This is a genomic window from Ruegeria sp. O4 (genome assembly GCF_056535125.1).
This window is the reverse complement of sequence record NZ_JBQERO010000016.1, coordinates 39,170-55,672: the sequence shown is the minus strand read 5'-3', so window position 1 is coordinate 55,672 and position 16,503 is coordinate 39,170. Positions and strand designations below refer to the sequence as shown.

General features: G+C 54.4%; 16 protein-coding genes. 11 read left to right on the top strand and 5 right to left on the bottom strand.

Going from position 1 to position 16,503, the window contains the following annotated elements:
- Positions 1–37: 37 nt before the first annotated feature.
- Both cuyB and ACR0J7_RS16025 read right to left on the bottom strand, forming a co-directional pair.
- Positions 38–1,471 (bottom strand): cysteate racemase, encoded by a 1,434-nt coding sequence (gene cuyB / locus ACR0J7_RS16030; RefSeq protein WP_480914895.1) that lies wholly within the window; start codon positions 1,469–1,471, stop codon positions 38–40.
- On the bottom strand, positions 1,468–2,865 hold the full coding sequence (locus ACR0J7_RS16025; protein ID WP_480914893.1) for an aspartate ammonia-lyase: 1,398 nt from the start codon (positions 2,863–2,865) through the stop codon (positions 1,468–1,470). Before ACR0J7_RS16025 ends, cuyB begins: the two co-directional genes overlap by 4 nt.
- Before the next feature lie 181 nt (positions 2,866–3,046).
- Here ACR0J7_RS16025 and ACR0J7_RS16020 point away from each other — a divergent pair, with 181 nt between their 5' ends.
- Entirely contained in the window at positions 3,047–3,940 is an 894-nt protein-coding gene (locus ACR0J7_RS16020; protein ID WP_480484730.1) for a LysR family transcriptional regulator, read from the top strand.
- A 57-nt stretch (positions 3,941–3,997) separates the two neighbouring features.
- Here the strand turns inward: ACR0J7_RS16020 and ACR0J7_RS16015 are convergent, their stop codons facing one another.
- Positions 3,998–4,885 carry a LysR family transcriptional regulator gene (locus tag ACR0J7_RS16015; protein WP_480484729.1) on the bottom strand — a complete coding sequence of 296 codons (888 nt, stop codon included), beginning with the start codon at positions 4,883–4,885 and terminating at the stop codon, positions 3,998–4,000.
- A gap of 129 nt (positions 4,886–5,014) precedes the next feature.
- Between ACR0J7_RS16015 and cuyA the strand changes: the two genes are divergently transcribed.
- The 8 genes from cuyA to ACR0J7_RS15975 all read left to right on the top strand — a co-directional run bounded on the left by cuyA (position 5,015) and on the right by ACR0J7_RS15975 (position 11,982).
- Complete coding sequence (cuyA, locus tag ACR0J7_RS16010; protein ID WP_480508395.1) at positions 5,015–6,061, top strand: D-cysteate sulfo-lyase; 1,047 nt, start codon at positions 5,015–5,017, stop codon at positions 6,059–6,061.
- 30 nt (positions 6,062–6,091) lie between these two features.
- Complete coding sequence (locus tag ACR0J7_RS16005) at positions 6,092–6,955, top strand: amino acid ABC transporter substrate-binding protein (protein ID WP_480914891.1); 864 nt, start codon at positions 6,092–6,094, stop codon at positions 6,953–6,955.
- A 75-nt stretch (positions 6,956–7,030) separates the two neighbouring features.
- The gene (locus ACR0J7_RS16000; protein WP_480484727.1) at positions 7,031–7,747 is read left to right on the top strand and encodes an amino acid ABC transporter permease; all 717 of its coding nucleotides are present in this window, start codon (positions 7,031–7,033) and stop codon (positions 7,745–7,747) included.
- A gap of 3 nt (positions 7,748–7,750) precedes the next feature.
- On the top strand, positions 7,751–8,407 hold the full coding sequence (locus ACR0J7_RS15995; protein ID WP_480484726.1) for an amino acid ABC transporter permease: 657 nt from the start codon (positions 7,751–7,753) through the stop codon (positions 8,405–8,407).
- Entirely contained in the window at positions 8,404–9,132 is a 729-nt protein-coding gene (locus ACR0J7_RS15990) for an amino acid ABC transporter ATP-binding protein (protein ID WP_480508367.1), read from the top strand. Before ACR0J7_RS15995 ends, ACR0J7_RS15990 begins: the two co-directional genes overlap by 4 nt.
- Positions 9,133–9,625: 493 nt before the next feature.
- Positions 9,626–10,309: an IS6 family transposase gene (locus tag ACR0J7_RS15985; protein WP_480773478.1), complete on the top strand. Its 684-nt coding sequence runs from the start codon at positions 9,626–9,628 to the stop codon at positions 10,307–10,309.
- Positions 10,310–10,445: 136 nt separating this feature from the next.
- Positions 10,446–11,489, top strand: coding sequence for an IS110 family RNA-guided transposase (locus ACR0J7_RS15980; RefSeq protein ID WP_480871577.1), 1,044 nt, complete (start codon positions 10,446–10,448; stop codon positions 11,487–11,489).
- A 304-nt stretch (positions 11,490–11,793) separates the two neighbouring features.
- Positions 11,794–11,982: an integrase core domain-containing protein gene (locus tag ACR0J7_RS15975; protein WP_480484748.1), complete on the top strand. Its 189-nt coding sequence runs from the start codon at positions 11,794–11,796 to the stop codon at positions 11,980–11,982.
- Between the two features lie 75 nt (positions 11,983–12,057).
- Here the strand turns inward: ACR0J7_RS15975 and ACR0J7_RS15970 are convergent, their stop codons facing one another.
- Positions 12,058–12,942, bottom strand: coding sequence for an amidohydrolase family protein (locus ACR0J7_RS15970; RefSeq protein WP_480488919.1), 885 nt, complete (start codon positions 12,940–12,942; stop codon positions 12,058–12,060).
- Positions 12,939–13,940, bottom strand: coding sequence for a nuclear transport factor 2 family protein (locus tag ACR0J7_RS15965; RefSeq protein WP_480914889.1), 1,002 nt, complete (start codon positions 13,938–13,940; stop codon positions 12,939–12,941). Before ACR0J7_RS15965 ends, ACR0J7_RS15970 begins: the two co-directional genes overlap by 4 nt.
- A gap of 160 nt (positions 13,941–14,100) precedes the next feature.
- On the opposite strand from ACR0J7_RS15965, the gene ACR0J7_RS15960 reads away from it, so the two are divergent.
- Positions 14,101–15,150 (top strand): ABC transporter ATP-binding protein, encoded by a 1,050-nt coding sequence (locus tag ACR0J7_RS15960; RefSeq protein ID WP_480833446.1) that lies wholly within the window; start codon positions 14,101–14,103, stop codon positions 15,148–15,150.
- Between the two features lie 83 nt (positions 15,151–15,233).
- Complete coding sequence (locus tag ACR0J7_RS15955; protein WP_480477924.1) at positions 15,234–16,460, top strand: ABC transporter substrate-binding protein; 1,227 nt, start codon at positions 15,234–15,236, stop codon at positions 16,458–16,460.
- Positions 16,461–16,503: the final 43 nt, after the last annotated feature.

Below are 16,503 nucleotides of genomic sequence, written 5' to 3'. Positions count from 1 at the left end.
ATGCCGTTTCTTTTGTCGGATAAAGTGCCGGTGACGCCTAGAATTTTGCGAGCTGTACACATTTGCGGGCGAGCACATCGGTCGGGTCGACAGGAAGCGCCCCCAATGCGTCTGCGCTTTCAGTCACGATGAGCGGCAATTCCGTACAGCCGAGAATGATTGCCTCGGCTCCGCGCGCAACCAGATGGGAAAAGGCCCGGCTAATCTGTTCTTTGCAGAGGCCGTCGGTATATCCAGCTTTGACGCCAAACGGGCCATAAATTGAATCCATGACCAGGTTTTGATGATCGTCATCGGGAATGATGTGGGCAAGGCCTGCCTCATCAAGTGCTGTCTGGTACAAGCCACTTTGTATTGTTCCATCCGTGCCGAGGACCCCGACCACACGCGTCTCTGGGGCGGTTTCTTTAATGTGTTCAGTGGTCGCGGCAAGGATACTGATGATCGGAATATCAAGGTGGCGCTGAATCCGATCGACATACGCGTGGGCGGTGTTGCAAGGGATGACCAGCATATCAGCACCACCGCGTTCCAGTTTTTTGCAGGTAGAATAGAGGGCGACAGTTGGATCAGTGCCTGCGCGGACCAGATTTTCAGTGCGGTCAGGAATTTGCGGGTTCTGTTCAACCAAGACTTTTATGTGATCCTGATCGCGGGTCGCCTCGGTCCCTTTGACCAGTTTGGCAAGGAAATCTACGGTTGCGGCAGGTCCGACACCGCCGACCACTCCAACTTTGAACCGGTGACGGCGGTCTGGCTGGGTCTCTTGCAGGGCGTAATCCGCGTAAACCGCCGCCGTGTCTATGGCCGTCATGTTGTCTGGCAGGTCAAGCTGGTTGAGCAACAAGGGCAGTTCAGAAAGACCGGGCACAAACACGGTCGCGCCTTGTTCGAATAGGTTGGTCAGGGCGGCATTTATGGGTCTCAGAACGTCTTCATTGCAGTGTCCTGCTTTGAAGCCGATGCGCCCATATACAGCCTCCATGACGGCACTTTCCAGATCTTCCCGGGGATGGAGGATCTGTATCTCCCTGCCAAACAGGTTCTCGAACAAACCAGTTTTCCTGACAAAAGACGTCGTGATGACACCAATCTTTGTCGGCTCGGGACGCAGTCTGTTAACGGCGGCGGCGATCGCCTCTGTCATGCTGACTAGCTTCAGTTCAAGCTCGTCCTGCAGTTCATGCAGAAAGCTATGGGTGACAAAACATGGAAGCAGCGCCACGTCACATCCATCCCGTTCCATGCGGGACAGTGTGTCAAAAACATAGAGTTTTCGGTGTGTTGGGCTGTAGCTCAGCTCTTTGGGGGAGGCTGGTTCGCGCAGCGGTTTCTGGTGAAATATCAATTCCCTGTGGTCTTCTTCCGACCTGACCGGTGTCCCTTGAACAATTCTGTTCAGCAGGTCGGCTCCGGCAAGGGCGCCCAGGCCGCCAACGATTCCTATGCGTAAAGATTGGTTTTTGTTCATTGGGCAATCTCCGGAGCCCTGCCGTGAATGTGCTGCAATGCAGTCTCGGCAAGCTCTTCTGGCAAAGCGGGTTTTGCGGCCTCTTGCAGGTTCAAGCCATGCGCCTGTGCATATTTTGCAAGTTTGGTGGCAGCCTCATATCCGATCACCGGGGCCAGTGCGGTGACATGTACAAGGCTGTTGCTCAGTAACATCTCGCATCTTTTCTCATCCGCAACGATACCGTCCACGCAGCGGGTGCGCAGCACATTCATTGCATTGGTCAGAGACCCCATGGTTTCCAACACTTTATGGATGATGACCGGCTCCATCGCGTTGAGCTGGAACTGGCCGGCCTCGGCGGCCATTGTGACGGTTAGGTCATTTCCGATTGCCTGATAGCAAACCTGATTTACAACTTCGGGAATAACCGGGTTTATCTTGCCGGGCATAATGGACGATCCTGCCTGAACCGCGGGCAGAATGATTTCTCCAAGCCCAGCCCGCGGCCCAGAGGACATTAGGCGTAAATCATTACAGATCTTAGACAGTTTGATGCCAACCCGCTTGAGCGTGCTTGAGAACATCACAAAGGCACCCAGATCAGATGAAGCCTCAATCAGGTCCGGGGCCAGTTTAAGTGGCTCGCCGGTAATGTCGCGCAAATGCGCCAAAGCGACTTCGCCAAACCTTTCGGGGGCATTGATGCCGGTGCCAATGGCCGTGCCTCCAAGGTTCACTTCTGTCAGAAGGCGCGACAGGTCCCTCAACCGGTCGGCATCCTCGTTGATTGTTGTGGCAAACCCCCGGAACTCCGCACCAAGTGGCATGGGTACAGCGTCCTGAAGTTGGGTACGCCCGACCTTCATAATATGCTGAAACTCACATGCCTTTTGGTCGAAGGATTTGGTTAGAAGATGCATTGCTTCAATCATAGGCGCGATCCTGGACAGAACAGCCAGACGGATTGCTGTGGGGTAAACGTCATTTGTGGATTGTGACCGGTTCACATCATCATTCGGATGAAGCTGGCTGTAATCGCCATGATCTGCCCCAAGCTTTTCCAGCCCAAGATTTGCAATGACTTCATTGGCATTCATGTTGGTCGATGTGCCAGCACCACCCTGCATGACATCAACAACAAACTGATCGTGATGGCCCCCGGCAATGATCTTGTCACAGACATCCGTAATGGCCGACGCTTTCCGGTGGGGCAGGACGCCCAGGTCCTTGTTGGCCATAGCACAGGCCTTTTTGACCGACGCCAGTCCGACAATCAATTCCGGATAGTGGCTGATCGCCACCCCCGTAATCGGGAAATTTTCCAGTGCCCGCTGGGTCTGGCTGCCCCAGGTCGCTGCCAGTGGGATCTTTACCGGGCCAAGGCTGTCGGATTCTGTTCTGTGTTGTTTCATGATCTGAGACCTTTTTGTGGTCTTGCGGCCTGCATCAAATGCGAGGGGCCGAGACTCTGTGAGTGTGTTGGTCTGACCGTACCGCCATCAAGTCCGTCCACCCATGACAACTTTCGCAAAGGTGTTGCGAATTTTGCAACATGCTTCTACCGTGTGAAGTTTCTGCAATTGGAGAATTTTGATGGAGATCGATTGGCTGGAAGACTTCTTGGCACTTTCAACTGCTGGGGTATTTGCCCGCGCGGCGGATGCGCGAAACATAAGCCAGTCGGCTTTCACGCGGCGGATCAAAAACTTGGAAAACTGGACCGGTACCCCATTGTTTGACAGGAGCGTACACCCGGTTGAGCTTACGTCAGCAGGTCATGCATTCAAGCAAACCGCAATCGACACGGTTGCCGCATTAAAACAATCCAAAAGCGATATCCGTGGCTTATCTCGCCAGGAAGCATCGGTGCTTGATTTCGTCGCGCTTCATTCTTTGGCAATTTCCTTCTTCCCGAACTGGCTGACACGAATGTCCAGCCATCTTGGTCCCACCAAAACCAGGCTGGTCGCGGAAAACTTCTCCGGCTGCGCCGAGGCAATTTTATCCGGAAGCGCAGACTTTATGTTGTGCTATTCCCATCCGACAGTGCCCACTATTTCAGATGAAAACCGATACCCGTCTTCGACCATTGCAAAAGACCGGATCATAGCCGTCAGCGTTGTCAATGCTGATGGGCGTGCCAAATACAGCCTCGAAGGGAAAAACCCGGTTCCGTTCCTGTCATACACTCCTGACAGTTTTCTGGGCCGCGTGTCCCAGGTTTGTCTGGATCGCGGAGGTCTGAGTCACATTGTGAGCCCCATCTATGAAAACTCCGTTGCCGAGGCGCTTAAGTCCGCTTGTCTTGCGGGAATTGGCGTTGCATTCCTTCCCGAAAGCGCGGCGGATCGAGAGTTGAAAGACGGGAGTTTGCAGAAGATCAGCCAACCAGAATTCGAGCTTTCAATCGACATCAAACTCTACCGTTCGATCGAGAGGTCCCGAGCAGAGTTGGAACGCTTTTGGATGATGGCTCAAAACCTGTAAGGCACATCGCAAGTCTGTAATGGAGAAGGGTGATGCTTACGGCGGGTTTCCTGGCCCTTACTCTGTTTCGGCGACCATCTTTCTGAAGTTCGTACCGCGCGGGTTGGAAACGTGGGTGTATAGAACAATATCCAGCGGCAGGCGGCCGTATTCCGGAGAGAGGATGACAGCATCGCCAGTAATTATGTGATTCTGGATGAGCGAGTGAGGAACCCAGGCAGCGCCGCTTCCTTCCAAAACCATCTGGGAGATCCCCACCGAAAACGCGCTTTCCACAGCCGATCTTCCCGTCCAGGCACGGTCCGCTTTAGCTTGATGCAGTAACACAATCTGCCCAAAAAAGCTGTCTGCGGGGAAATCAATGCAGGGGGCTTCCGGTGGTAGGATCTGACCTTCCAGCAGCTCATATTTTAGTGCGCCTCCGACGACCGGAAGCAAAGTGTCCCGCCGCCAAATGTAACGATCAACGGTGTCATCGAAAGGCACCTGGGGCAGCTCACGGAATTCATAGCTCACCAGAATGTCGCATTCATGGCGCAGGAATGTGGACATTGCTGTCACCTGGTTCTGCGTGCGCAATCGGATTTGCGGCAATCCGCTGCGTGCGCGGAGTTTGCGAAGAATCTCTGGAACGACGGACACCGAAAGCGAGTGCTGCGTCGCCATCACCAGCGGTTCTCCGATGCCTTCCGGGTTATTAAGATGCCCATGCAATTGCCGCAAATGCGCGAGCAGCGACCGGATTTGAGGTTCGCTTTGTAGTAGCGTCGGAGACAGCTCTACCCGGTTGGCCTCACGGACCAGCAAGCTTTTTCCGATCCAATGTTCCAGTGATCTAATGCGCCGTGAAAAGGCGGGTTGTGTTACATTCCTACGCGCGGCAGCGGCGGTCAAGCTGCGCTCTTCCAACAGGATCAGAGCGTCTTCTAGAAGGCGTGTATCCATGCTTACCCATACCTTATGTACGGGTACACTGCAATATTGGCATTATCCAACACGATTTTTTGCGTTTAGCCTTACTTAGAATACGTAAAGGGAATGTACACAATGCAAACCGCAGCGGCAGAAAGTGCTATGGCAGTGGGCGGCAACCTCGCGCTTGTAAGGCGCGCGCTTGAGAACTTTCCACGTGTGCGTTTTGGTCATTTTCCGACCCCGTTGGAGCCGCTGGAAAGGTTGAGTGACGAGCTGGGCGGGCCGCGCATCTGGGTCAAGCGCGATGACTGCACGGGCCTTTCGTCGGGCGGCAACAAGACTCGCAAACTGGAATTTCTGATGGCCGACGCCATGAAGCTGGGTGCTGACACAGTGATCACGCAAGGCGCCACCCAGTCCAATCATGCACGACAGACAGCAGCCGCAGCAGCCCGGTTGGGGCTGAACTGCCATATCCTGCTTGAGGATCGCACCGGGTCGAATGACGAGACTTATAACTTCAACGGTAATGTTCTGCTGGATCAGCTACATGGCGCAACCGTTTCCAAACGAGCAGGTGGTGCCGACATGAACGCTGAAATGGAGGCCTTGGCCAGCACGCTGCAAGATCAGGGCCGCAAGACCTACATTATCCCGGGCGGCGGCTCCAATCGCGTTGGGGCGTTGGGTTATGTGAATTGTGCCGCCGAGTTGGAAGAGCAAGCCGGAAACATCGGTCTCAAGATTGACGCCCTGGTTCATGCCACCGGCAGTGCGGGAACCCAAGCAGGGCTGGTGGCTGGACTTGCTGCCCTTGGCAGCAACATTCACTTGCTTGGGATCGGTGTTCGGGCACCTCAGGGGAAACAGGAAGGCATGGTCTATGACCTGGCCTGCAAGACCATGGATTACCTTGGAATGGGGGCCGTGATTGAACGTACCTCGGTGCGCGCGAACTGTGATTATGTTGGCCCAGGCTACGGCCTGCCGACCGACGGCATGCGTGCGGCGCTTCTGAAACTGGCTCAACTCGAAGGGCTTTTGTTTGACCCGGTCTATTCGGGCAAAGGGCTCGATGGCCTGATTGATCAAGTTCGCAAAGGCTACTTCGAAGGAATGGATAATGTTGTGTTTCTGCACACCGGTGGAAGTGCAGCGTTATTTGGATATTCCGGCATTTTCGATCTGCCGGGCTATCAGGACTAACAAAAGCAACAGAAACTAAGGGAGAAAACCATGAAATATATGAAACCAGCGGCCGTATTGGCTTTTGCCTTGGCCTTTTCTGCTCCGGCTGTGGCTGAGGATCGCACAGGAACTTTGGCCAAGATTGACGCCTCGGGCGAAGTTGTCATTGGACACCGGGAAAGCTCTGTTCCGTTTGCCTATCTGGACGAGAACCAAAATCCGGTTGGGTATTCGATCGACCTTTGCATGAAGGTGGTCGAAGCGGTTTCCGCCGAACTGGGTAAGGAACTGACGATCAAATATGTGCCGGTGAACCCCAAGACCCGGATTGCACTGATGGCCAATGGCACGATTGACCTTGAATGCGGCTCGACCACGAACAACCTGACCCGTCAGGAGCAGGTCGAGTATCTGCCCACGACCTTCATCACCGGTACCAAACTGATGGTCCGTAAAGACTCCGGCATCAATTCGGTTGCAGATCTGGGTGGCAAGGCCGTTGCGTTGGCGCAGGGCACCACCAACGAGCGTGCCGTCAAGGCCGCAATTGAAGAGCTGGGGCTGGACGTGAAGGTTCTTCCGGTGCGGGATCATGCCGAGGGCATGTTGTCTTTGGAAACTGATCGTGTGGATGTCTATGCCACGGATCACATCCTTCTGTTCGGGCTCATTGCAAAATCCAAGACCCCCGAAGATTTCGCGGTGGTCGGCGATTTCCTGTCTTTCGATCCCTATGCGTTGATGGTGCGCCGCGACGACAGCGCCTTTGAACTGATCGGCAAGAAGGCTATGGCAGATGTGTTCCGCTCGGGTGAGATCAACGACATCTATGCCAAGTGGTTCGATCCGCTGGGTGTCGGTCAGACAGACCTGCTGAAGGCTGCGTTCCAGCTTAATGCGCTGCCGGAATAACCTCCTCCTGTAGCAACACTGTCGGGCCTGCACCGTGCGCGGGAGGCCCGGCACCATTTTATCAGGGTAGAAAGCATGAACTACAACTGGAACTGGGGTGTCCTCTTTGAAGAGGAATACCTTGGCTGGCTGATATCGGGGCTGGGGTGGACCTTTGCGGTCGCGCTTGTGGCCTGGGTTCTTGCGCTGGCCGTCGGTGTTCTAATTGGCGTCGGGCGCACACTGCCATCGCGGCCTGTTGCCTTACTTTGCACCACCTACGTTGAACTTTTTCGTAATGTGCCGCTTCTTGTACAACTGTTCCTGTGGTACTTCGTCATGCCTGAGATCGTTCCGGATGATCTGGGTCGTTGGATGAAGCGGGACATGCCAAATCCCGAGTATGTTACGGCTGTTATCGGTCTAGGACTTTACACCGCAAGCCGCGTTGCCGAACAGGTTCGTGCCGGGATCAATGCCGTCGGTCACGGGTTGACCAGCGCAGCCTATGCCAATGGCTTCTCGACTGCGCAGACATATCGCTACGTGTTGTTGCCGATTTCCTTCCGGCTGATCGTGCCGCCGATGACCTCTGAATTCCTGACCATCTTCAAGAATTCCTCACTGGCGCTGACCATCGGCCTTCTTGAACTGACGGCGCAAAGCCAGCAGATCGCGGAATACACTTTTCAAGGATTTGAGGCCTTTACCGCAGCGACGGTCATCTACGTCGTCATCGCACTTGGTGCGACAGTCATCGCGCAGACACTTGAAAAATACACCCGCATCCCGGGTTTTGTCGGAAAAGGCTGAATTATGGGTGATTTTGATCTTTCCGTCATCTGGAACAATCTTCCATTTCTGTGGCAGGGGTTGCAGCTCTCGCTATGGCTTACCTTTCTTGCTGTGATCGGCGGTATCATTTTGGGGACCGGCCTTGCCTTGATGCGGCTATCTGGTATCGCGCCATTGGCTCTGCTCGCCGCAGGTTATGTGAACCTGATCCGCTCGGTGCCGCTGATCTTGGTGATCTTCTGGTTCTACTTCCTGGTGCCTCTTGCTTTGGGTCGGCCGATTGGCGGCTTCTATTCGGCGCTGATCGCCTTTGTCATGTTCGAGGCGGCCTACTATTCAGAAATTATCCGGGCAGGCATCCAGTCAGTCCGCAAAGGACAGGTGCATGCCGGACAGGCCACTGGCCTCAGCTACTGGCAAATCCAGCGCTATGTGGTTCTGCCACAGGCGTTCCGGAACATGATCCCGATCCTTGTGACGCAGGGCATCATTCTGTTCCAGGATACCAGCCTTGTCTTTGTTGTCAGCTTGCGCGACTTCATGACCGCCTCATCTATTGTCGCCCGAACCGAGGGCCGGCTTGCTGAGATGTATATCTTCGCCGCCCTTGTCTACTTCAGCATTTGCTTCGCCGGTTCACTTGTTGTCCGGCACCTTCAGAAGGCCAAAACAGCATGATCAGCATTGAAAACATCTCTAAATGGTACGGCAACTTTCAGGTGCTGACCGATTGCACCACCAACGTCAAAAAAGGCGAGGTTGTAGTGGTCTGCGGTCCGTCCGGATCAGGAAAGTCCACCCTTATCAAATGCGTTAACGGGCTGGAGCCGGTGCAGCAGGGCCGCATTCAGGTTGAAGACGTGGATGTTACCGCAAAAGGCACCAATCTTACCAAGCTGCGCTCGCGCATTGGTATGGTGTTCCAGCACTTTGAACTTTACCCACATATGAGCGTGCGCGAGAACCTTTGTCTGGGTCAGCAGAAAGTCCTGGGCCGGTCACGTGACGAGGCCAACGCCAAAGCTGAAGCTCTGATCAATCGGGTTGGGCTCCTGCCACATATCGAAAAATTTCCCGGGCAGCTTTCAGGTGGACAGCAGCAGAGGGTCGCCATCAGCCGGGCGCTGGCTATGGATCCGATTGCGATGCTGTTTGATGAACCGACTTCGGCCCTTGATCCGGAAATGATCAATGAGGTTCTGGATGTGATGGTCGAACTGGCAAAGGACGGTATGACAATGATGGTTGTTACGCACGAGATGGGCTTTGCACGCAAGGTGGCGGATCGGGTGGTGTTCATGGATGCTGGTCTGGTAATTGAAGACCGTCCCACCGAGCAGTTTTTTAGCAACCCGGAAAGTGATCGAGCGCAGGATTTTCTGAGCAAGATTCTGAACCACTAGGCCTGCGATAGCGTGTATACCACTGAAACTGGTTCAGTTTTTAAGAGACACACAGCGTGTTGATGAGTAAACTTTTCCCCTGCTCTCGCTGGAAAAGAGGTTGAAGATGACAAGGGATACAGCCAGCCAATCAGATATGCGGGACGCGCTGGCAGCACGACTAAACCACCTCGCCAAACAGGTTGGGTCAGTGAAATTCTTGACTGATGTTGCAGGTGTGAACCGTACGCAAATGAGCCGATACTTGGCCGGAACTTCGGTGCCCAGGGCCGAGCTTTTAGCTCAGGTTGGAAAGCGCCTAGCAATCCCCTTGGATTGGTTTTTTGAAACTGGAGAGCCGGGTAGAGACCTTGCAGAGCTCAAATTTGGGATGTCTTTCCGGAACGCAGTTGTCGATAGGAAATTTGGTTGTGTCGCGAATTTTGACCGAGGTTGACGAAATCGCGTGCCCTGGTGCTTGTTGCTTTCAAATCAATCGCGAACAGGTTTCAGAATGGTTTCTTTGAAAGGCTGCCACTTCCCGAAGGATGTGGTTTTGTACGCTGTGTTTTTCTATTTGCGCCACACTGTTTCCTATCGCGACCTTGAAGAAATTATGGCTGAACGGGGCGTTTCCGTCGATCACGCCACGTTGAATAGATGGGTTGTAAAATATTTTCCGATGATCGCTGCGCGGGCGCAATCGAAAAAGCGTCCAACACAGAAATCTTGGAGAATGGACGAAACCTACCTCCGTGTGCGCGGTAAGTGGGTGTATCTCTATCGGGCCGTCGACAAAGCAGGGAACACCCTTGATTTTATGCTGTCTGAGCGAAGAAACGGTCCCGCAGCAACCAGGTTCTTTACCAAAGCGCTGTCATCAAACGGAATCCCAGACAAAGTCGTCATCGATAAGAGCGGAGCCAACGCAGCCGGCATTCGAGAAGTGAACAGGATTCTGAAGCGGTTTGGTTGCCAAGCCAAGGTGCAGACAATCAGGTCCAAATTTTTGAACAATATGATCGAGCAGGATCATCGGTTCATAAAACGGCGTGTTCGACATATGTGTGGGTTCAAATCATTCGCATCCGCGTCCGCTACGTTGGATGGCATCAAAGTCGTCAACATGATCCGGAAACAGCAATTCTTCAGCGCAGCCACCTCTGGCTTTCGGGTGTTTGCTGAGATCGTAGGATAAGTGTGCCTGGTAAGACGCTTACTTTGATCGTTCCAAAAATTTGCAACACAACCGTTCCAGGTTCTGATGGAATGGACATCCCCTGATCTCTCATCTGGTAGGTTTTGGAGATGGAAACCATCAGGAGGGTAGCAAAATGGCGAACTTGGACCTTGTCGGCATAGATCTGGCGAAGAATGTGTTTCAACTTCATGGGTGCAGCTCCACGGGCGAGGTGGTGTTTCGTAAACAGCTGAGACGCCACAAACTTCTGACGTTCATTGCTGAACTGCCAGCGTGCACCATTGCGATGGAAGCTTGTTCTGGGAGCCATTATTGGGGCCGGGAATTTGAAGCACTCGGACACACGGTTCGTTTGATCGCGCCCAAATATGTCAAACCGTTTGTGAAACGCAGCAAGAGTGATTTGATCGACGCTGAAGCCGTTTGTGAGGCAGCCCTGCGACCAACGATGCGGTTTGTGCTGGTCCGCAGCGAAGACAATCAGGCTGCGGCCCTGGCATTCAAAGCGCGGGATTTGTTGGTCCGGCAACGCACGCAAATCATCAATGCCTTGCGCGGCCACCTGTCCGAGTTCGGTTTTGTGGTTGCCAAAGGCCCAACACACGTCCGTAAACTTGTTTCTGCAGTCGAAGACGGCACCATTGAATTGCCGGAGATGTCCCGCCCTCTCCTGAGCATTTTTGTCGATACGCTTGACGCTTTGAATGGCCGCATCAGACAGCTGGAGGCGCAAATCGCACAGCGTGCCAGGGAAGATGAAACATGTCAGAGGTTGACCGCGATACCAGGCGTTGGCCCGATAATTGCGACCGCGCTTGCTGCACTTGCGCCACCCCCTTCGACATTCAGACGGGGGCGCGATTTTGCAGCATGGGTAGGCTTAACCCCACTCCAGCATTCGACTGGTGGCAAGCAGCGCCTGGGGCGCACGTCAAAAATGGGAAACCGGACGTTGCGACGCCTCCTCATTATTGGCGCCAGTGCCGTGGTTAGGTGGGCTGAACAAAAAGGAGCCGTCCCGGGATCCTGGCTCGCAAGGATGCTGGAGCGCAAGCCACCCATGTTAATCAGGGTAGCACTGGCCAATAAAATGGCGCGTATCGTCTGGGCGCTGATGGCACATGGCGAAGAATACCGGGATCAATCGTTACACGTTAGAGCCGTGCAAACGATCTGATCTCGGAGGCGTGGGAAGGTCAAACGGAAGGTAAGGCGCAACAGTCGAAGAGACGAGATCAGGAAAACCAGCTTGCGACACAGTGCCTGCAGCACGTGGTTCTGAATTGGACTTGATCCGAGAACTCCATACGGGCCCGCGGCATGTGTAGGCCGCACTATGAGGCCGCATACATGTCAGCACCCGACTACGCGAATTGCCAACCAAAGATTCTTCTTGCCCAAAGGGGGATGTCCATACATGTCGCAAATTTTGCTCCCAACTGTCAGTTCGAGCGCATTTCTGCTAGCGCTCAAACGAACATATCTTCGGCAACCTGGCTGAAGCCCGAAAGATCATCAAAAACTGGAGGATTGACTACGATACACAGCGACCGCACATTTCTCTCGGCGGACTGGCACCAGCCGTTTACGCTAATCTTAACCGTACCGCCCGGCCTGCTTCGCTTGAGTTGCGCAACGGTTCCGCTCAGCAGGCCTTGACCGCAACCTAATCACGAGAAAGAAACGGGAACGGATTCTACATCCGATCGGCCCGGATCAAGGGGCCGAGTCATTGAATATCACTCTCAGGGCACCTCGAGATCATAGAAGTGTGCGGCGGTTTCTCTGAAAACCGCCGATTGTGCTTCAGCCGGAACCAGATCACGGTAAGCCTTTACCAGCGATGTGTAATTGCCATAGAGTTTGTCGACCGGGAAATTCGAGCCAAACATGACCCTTTTAGGTCCGAATTGTTCAAGGCAAATCTCCACGATCGGGCGAATACTCTCAGGCGCCCAGTTGTGATCGAACATGCCCAGACCTGAGAGCTTGCATGAGACGTGCGGCAGATCGGACAGCGCGCGCAATCTTTGAGCCCAGCTTTTCAGGCCCGCCGGAGTGCGGTCATATGGTGATCCGGCATGGCATAGAGCGACTCGTGTATTCGAGGCTTGAGCGAGAATTCGCGCGGTTTTTACGATCAAATCAGGAATGAGCTGCAGATCAAAGCTGAGGTCACGCCGTCCAGCCTCCTTCAGTCCGTCCAGAAACCGCGGATCGTCCAACAGGAAATTGGTTCCCGTCTGCGCGTCCTCTCCGGGTGCGCGCCCGACGATCTGGCGCACACCGCGTACAGTTGGAAGGGCCTGAAACGTATCAAGCTGGGCGTGTAGGTCAGCCGAGGTCAGGTCACAGAACACAACCTGCGCCATTGGCCAGTCTGGATTGGTTTCGGCGACAGCTTGAACCCACCGGGCTTCGTCCAGACCGTTTTTGGCCCCCACCTGGATATGGATCGAGGCACCGACTCCGCAGGGCGCGGCTTCGGACCGGAACTCGCGCAGCAGATAATCCCGTTGAATCGGCGTCGGGTCGCCAAAGAACCTTTCCACCCCGCGCGCCATCAGCCAGGGGTAGTTTACAGCTTCAAGGTCCCAAAGGTGGTGATGGGCATCGATCCAGCCGGTCATGTTCGCGGTACTTTCGACATGCGCCCCAAAATATCGACACCCTGTTGTTTCCAGAAGTGCAGCAGGTCAATGAAAACCCAGTTCTCGGCCAGCTTGTCACCCGCGCGACGATAGATGTCGATCACACGGAATTCACCGGTCTTGTCTGTGGCGGGCATACCCATGAACCCGCCGGTGGGCCGCGCCGTGAAATTCGGCCAGCCGAAAAAGCCGCCATAGTGACCCTCAGCCAAGCGGCAAATGTGCTTGGTCTTCGAGCGGTCCGTTAAGGATGCGCGGAACGGGCCTGAGTGCTGCTTTGCATAACGCTCAATCGTATAGGTCGCACCGATCCCGGCGGGCCCCCACCAAATCATGTCTTCGCTCCATGTCTGGCGCAATTCTTCCTCAAGGCTCAAGCCGCTGTTCCATTGGCCGAGATCGGAAATCATGGCATTGATCGTGTCGAGAGTTTTCTCGCCTTCTTCGGCAGGCTGCGGGCTGAACATCAACCCGTCATGCGTCATCGGTCCGGGTTGAACCAGATGGGCTGCAGTTTGAGGCGGGAAGGGCTGCAACCCGACCTGCATCATGAAATGCGGGATGTCGAAATACATCGCCGTTTCGGCGATCTTGCCATTCTCGATCTTGTTGAACTCACAATAGCGCAAAAACGCCATCTTGCCCGTGGGGGCGATGCCCAGCCACGCATTGTCGAACAGGCCCATCAGATGCCCCATTGAAACAACCCAGACCGAGGTGAATCCGTCCATCTCGTTTTTTCCGGCCATGAACACGTCCATCCGGCGCTGCATTTTCCTTAGACTTTGCTTCAGGGGACGCCAGAATGCCTGTGCTACGTCATGGGTGCCCCGAAGCTCATCAAACGGGTGGAAACCGCGCCACAGGTAGTCTTCTGTGCAGAACTCAGACAACGTGTTGGCGATATCCGATTCTTTTACGCTGCTGAGCGCCGTGTAGTAATCCAAGATGATCGATTTTTGGATTTCATAGGACATTATTATTTTCTTTCAGTTCTTTAGTCGCTGCCAAGGGGCGAATTGTGAGGAAGATGAAGTCGGCTTTTGCACACGCATGCAAAAAAAGCTTGCCAGATGTTTCTTTTGTTGTCTATGGTTTTGCAAGCGTATGCACTACGAGTGCAGCAGGGAGGACAGAATGGCCGAAATTCAACTTCGCAATGTTGGAAAGCGTTGGGGATCGTTTGTCGGAGTTGACAATTTTGACCTGACAATAGCCGACAAGGAATTTCTGGTACTTCTTGGGCCGTCAGGTTGCGGAAAGACCACGACAATGCGCATGATAGCTGGTCTCGAGGACGCGTCTGAGGGCGATATCCTGATCGATGGCGCCCGAGTAAATGACATGGAGCCCAAAGACCGCGATGTTGCGATGGTGTTCCAGTCATACGCGCTCTATCCGAATATGAATGTATATGAGAACATTCGCTTCCCGCTGAAAGTTCGCGGTATTGACCCTGCTACCCATGACGAAAAAGTGCGGCGCGCTTCGGCGATGGTTGAGTTGGATGACTTCCTGCACCGCAAGCCAGCGGAATTGTCTGGCGGTCAGCGTCAGAGGGTTGCCTTGGCTCGTGCCATAGTGCGCGAGCCGAACGTGTTTCTTATGGACGAGCCACTATCCAACCTTGACGCAAAACTGCGCGTTTCCACCCGCGCACAGATCAAGAACCTCAGCCACGAATTGGCGGTCACCACGATCTATGTCACCCACGACCAGATCGAGGCTATGACACTGGCTGATCGGGTGGTGATTATGAAGCAGGGTGTCGTGCAACAGGTCGGTACTCCGGTCGATATTTACGACACCCCCGCCAACACCTTTGTCGCCAGCTTTATCGGCAACCCGGCAATGAACCTTGTCGATGGCGAGGTTCAGGGTGGCGTGTTCCGCGCCAAAAGCACTGAGGTACACGGGTTGAACGCGCCCGACGGTCCTATCACGCTGGGGTTTCGCGCCGAGGACGCCAATGTTGTAGAAAGCGGCGGCGAGATCAATGCACCGATCTATACACAAGAGCTGTTGGGCGACAGCACCATGGTTTCGGTTCGGATCGGTGGAGCGCTGGTCTCTGTCAAGGCCGACAAAACCTATCGGGCCGAAATCGACGATCAGGTCTCGATTCATATCCATACCGATCACTGCCATCTGTTTGATGCGAAAACCGGGGCTCGCCTGGAAGGCTGAGAACCGCAAACAACACCCGTTGGGACGGGGTAACTAGGGTGCAGACTTCGAAGATGCACCCATCCATCTAGGGAGGAATATTGATGTTTCTGAAGAAAATTGCATTGGCCGGCTCGGTAGCCGCCTTTGCCGCAAGCGCGGGATATGCCTGCGAAATCGGCGCACGTGTCAACATAGTCGGCAATGAATTTGCGGCCATCCAGGCCGTCGCAGCCGGAGCGAAGGAATGCACCGGGGCGTCGGTAGAATCCAACCTGACATCCGAGCACCAGACCATCAACGTGGCTGGCCTGTCGGGCAATCCGTCGGAATATACGACCGCAATCATCGCCAATAGTTCGGTTGTGGCACTGATGAACGAAGACGTTATTCGTCCGCTCAATGATCTGGTGGAAAAGTATGGCCAGGACCTGCAGCCTGGGCAGCTGATCAAGATTGGCGACAACATCATGGCTATCGCCTTTATGGCGAACGCGCAGCATCTGATGTTCCGCAAGGACATCCTTGAGCAAGCCGGTGTGGAAGTCCCGACTACCTATGAGGAAATGCTCGAGGTGGCCGAGGCCATTCGTGCGCAGGGCATCATGCAAAACCCGGTTGGTGGGGCCTATGCATCGGGTTGGAACCTGGCGCAGGAATTCAACAATATGTTCCTTGGTTATGGCGGCAGCCATTTTAAACCCGGTACGGCCGAACCCAACGTGAATTCTGAGGCCGGTGTCAACGCCCTGAATATGATGAAGGCTTTGTCGGAATACATGAACCCCGACTTCCTGACTCATGACTCCAACGCCACCAATGCCGAATACCGTGCTGGCAACGTTGCAATCATGAATATGTGGGGTTCGCGCGCATCGCAGCAAACCACCACCGAAGGTGTGTTGCAGGAGGTAATCGACGGCCATGCGATTGGCGCGCCGCTGACAGTTGGTGGCGGAGATATCCCTGCAACGACCCTGTGGTGGGACGGTTGGACAGTCGGAAAGAACATCTCAGATGAAGAGGCCGAGGCCACCTTCATCGCAATGAAACATGGCATCCGTCCTGACATGCTGAACGATGAAACCACTCCGTTGGCGGTCTGGCTGATTGAAGGCTACCAGCCGGGAAAAGATGCCGAGGGCGTGTTTGCTGCGGCCAAAATGGGCACACCACCCTATCCGATGCTACCCTACATGGGGCTCATGCACAGCGCACTTGGCAACGAACTTGCTGATTTCATGCAGGGCAAGGAAAGCGCGGAACAAGCGTTGGCTGATGTAGAAGCCGCCTATCGTGCCGCCGCCATCGAGCAAGGCTATCTGCAATAAGAAGCCCATTGCGCGGGTGCCTTTGATACCCACCCGCGCAATC

Excerpts from the sequence above, each read along its gene's own strand:
- cuyB (WP_480914895.1), bottom strand. The coding sequence starts at position 1,471 with ATGAACAAAAACCAATCTTTACGCATAGGAATCGTTGGCGGCCTGGGC.
- ACR0J7_RS15965 (WP_480914889.1), bottom strand. The coding sequence starts at position 13,940 with ATGTCCTATGAAATCCAAAAATCGATCATCTTGGATTACTACACGGCG.
- ACR0J7_RS15980 (WP_480871577.1), top strand. The coding sequence starts at position 10,446 with ATGGCGAACTTGGACCTTGTCGGCATAGATCTGGCGAAGAATGTGTTT.
- ACR0J7_RS15955 (WP_480477924.1), top strand. The coding sequence starts at position 15,234 with ATGTTTCTGAAGAAAATTGCATTGGCCGGCTCGGTAGCCGCCTTTGCC.
- ACR0J7_RS15960 (WP_480833446.1), top strand. The coding sequence starts at position 14,101 with ATGGCCGAAATTCAACTTCGCAATGTTGGAAAGCGTTGGGGATCGTTT.
- cuyA (WP_480508395.1), top strand. The coding sequence starts at position 5,015 with ATGGCAGTGGGCGGCAACCTCGCGCTTGTAAGGCGCGCGCTTGAGAAC.
- ACR0J7_RS15995 (WP_480484726.1), top strand. The coding sequence starts at position 7,751 with ATGGGTGATTTTGATCTTTCCGTCATCTGGAACAATCTTCCATTTCTG.
- ACR0J7_RS15970 (WP_480488919.1), bottom strand. The coding sequence starts at position 12,942 with ATGACCGGCTGGATCGATGCCCATCACCACCTTTGGGACCTTGAAGCT.
- ACR0J7_RS16020 (WP_480484730.1), top strand. The coding sequence starts at position 3,047 with ATGGAGATCGATTGGCTGGAAGACTTCTTGGCACTTTCAACTGCTGGG.
- ACR0J7_RS16015 (WP_480484729.1), bottom strand. The coding sequence starts at position 4,885 with ATGGATACACGCCTTCTAGAAGACGCTCTGATCCTGTTGGAAGAGCGC.
- ACR0J7_RS16025 (WP_480914893.1), bottom strand. The coding sequence starts at position 2,865 with ATGAAACAACACAGAACAGAATCCGACAGCCTTGGCCCGGTAAAGATC.
- ACR0J7_RS15985 (WP_480773478.1), top strand. The coding sequence starts at position 9,626 with ATGGTTTCTTTGAAAGGCTGCCACTTCCCGAAGGATGTGGTTTTGTAC.
- ACR0J7_RS16000 (WP_480484727.1), top strand. The coding sequence starts at position 7,031 with ATGAACTACAACTGGAACTGGGGTGTCCTCTTTGAAGAGGAATACCTT.
- ACR0J7_RS16005 (WP_480914891.1), top strand. The coding sequence starts at position 6,092 with ATGAAATATATGAAACCAGCGGCCGTATTGGCTTTTGCCTTGGCCTTT.
- ACR0J7_RS15990 (WP_480508367.1), top strand. The coding sequence starts at position 8,404 with ATGATCAGCATTGAAAACATCTCTAAATGGTACGGCAACTTTCAGGTG.